The sequence below is a fragment of the Novosphingobium aquimarinum genome (assembly GCF_009746585.1).
GTDB lineage: Bacteria > Pseudomonadota > Alphaproteobacteria > Sphingomonadales > Sphingomonadaceae > Novosphingobium > Novosphingobium aquimarinum.
Map to the genome: position 1 here is coordinate 1 of NZ_WRPO01000057.1, position 1,342 is coordinate 1,342.

General features: G+C 61.0%; 1 protein-coding gene. It reads left to right on the forward strand.

Annotation, left to right across the window (positions count from 1 at the left end):
• Positions 1 to 86 precede the first annotated feature (86 nt).
• Entirely contained in the window at positions 87 to 1,094 is a 1,008-nt protein-coding gene (locus GQO94_RS20725; RefSeq protein WP_156843260.1) for an IS110 family RNA-guided transposase, read from the forward strand.
• The last annotated feature ends 248 nt before the right edge of the window (positions 1,095 to 1,342 follow it).

Genomic DNA, 1,342 nt, shown 5'->3' on the forward strand with positions numbered 1-1,342 from the left:
GTCATCGTGTAATTGCGGCTGCTTCCCTCGGACCTTGGTTGAGGCGCACACTTCTGGTTGTCGAATCCTGAAGGAAGGAAACAGCCATGAAGCACTATGCCGGATTGGACCTGTCGATGGAAAGCACGCAGGTCTGCATCGTTGACGAAAATGGTCGGAAGCTCGTGTCGGAGAAAGTGGAAAGCTCTCCGGAGGCGATCGCCATGATGCTGGAGCGATACGGCCCACTCGAGCGGGCGGTGATCGAAACGGGCCGCATGTCGCCGGCGATCTGCCTTGGTCTGCGTGAACTGGGTGTCCCGGTAGTGTGCATCGATGCCCGCCAGGCCCACCAGAGCCTCAAGGCAATGAAGGCGAACAAGACCGACCCTCACGATGCCGCCGGCCTCGCACAGTTGGCACGCACCGGCTTCTACAAGGAGGTGCATGTCAAATCTCCGGCCGCGCATGGCGTTCGCAGCGTTATCACCGCACGCAGCCATCTGGTGGAAGCGCGTGTCCGGCTCGACAACACGATCCGCGGTCTCTGCGCGACGTTCGGCTATCGGCCCGGCGCAGGTCAAGGGAGGGCCTTCCTCGAACGGATCATGCAGGCCGCCCACATCCCGGGCCTTGGCGACGCCATCGCATCCTTGCTGTCCGTGCGCGCGGAACTGGTCGAGCAAATTAAGGAAATGGACCGCCGTCTGCGTGTCATCGCGAGCCAGTCACAAGCCTGCGAAATCTTGATGACCATCCCAGGTGTCGGCGTTCAGACCTCAGCCGCCTTCGCCGCTGCAGTGGATGAAGCGGGGCGTTTCCGACAATCGCGCAATGCCGGGGCCTACTTCGGCCTTGTGCCCCGACGTCATCAGTCGGGCGAAGTAGACTGGACAGGCAGGATCACCAAACAGGGAGATGGGACCGTGCGCAAGCTGCTGTACGAAGCTGCCAACTCGATCCTCACCCGAAGCCGGGAAACCTTCGCGCTCAAGACATGGGCCATGAAGATCGCCAAGCGTCGCGGCCTAAAGAAGGCTCGCGTTGCCCTTGCCCGCCGCCTCGCTGTCATAATGCATGCCATGCTGCGCGACGGCACTTTGTTCCAAGCGTAAGGTAGAGTAGAACCTGTTTGCCAGCGGTGAAGCGTCGAAGCTGATCCGAGGGCGGTGTCCCGCGAGGGAACGCAGGGACGAACGATCTGCGAAGGTAGTCAGATGGGCTGCAAAGCCCGCTTCGAGTCAATGCAACGTTCGCCTCTGTGAGACCCGATACAGCACGACCAGGCTCCGGTCCGGCCAGTGCGGACAGATCCATGAAACCCTCAAGGGATCAACACCGCCTAGCTCTGCAATTACAGATC